Raw genomic sequence first — 408 nt, 5'->3', positions numbered from 1 at the left:
CGCACGCCCTCGTCGACCTTAAAGAGACCGTCGTCGGTCCGAACCGGTACGATTTCCTCCTTGAAAGCGCCGGCATCGATGGCCTTCGCGGTCTTACGGTGGCTTTCGAGCGCATAGGCATCGAGATCTTCACGCGTATAACCATACTTGGCCGCGATCATTTCTGCGCCGGCGAACTGGCTGAAGTCGTCAACGCCGTAGCGGGTGAGAACCGAGTGCGGGAAAGGCCCCTCGCCGATGCCCGCCTTGTCGTGCAGCGCGCGGTTGGAAAACATCGGAACGCGGGTCATGCTTTCGGTACCGGCAGCGATGACTAGGTCCTGCGTGCCCGACATGACCGCCTGCGCTGCAAACTGGACGGACTGCTGGGAAGACCCACACTGCCGATCAATTGTTACGGCCGGCACG

At 61.5% G+C, this 408-nt stretch carries 1 protein-coding gene; it reads right to left on the bottom strand.

What is annotated here, in order from left to right; translation table 11 throughout:
* Window positions 1-408: thiolase family protein (locus tag LK12_RS23270; RefSeq protein ID WP_039290636.1), on the bottom strand; the 408-nt coding region annotated here is incomplete at both ends.

Source organism: Novosphingobium malaysiense (assembly GCF_000802225.1).
Classification (GTDB): Bacteria; Pseudomonadota; Alphaproteobacteria; order Sphingomonadales; family Sphingomonadaceae; genus Novosphingobium; species Novosphingobium malaysiense.
Note: the sequence above shows the minus strand (reverse complement) of the source record. Positions and strands in the feature narration are given on the sequence as shown.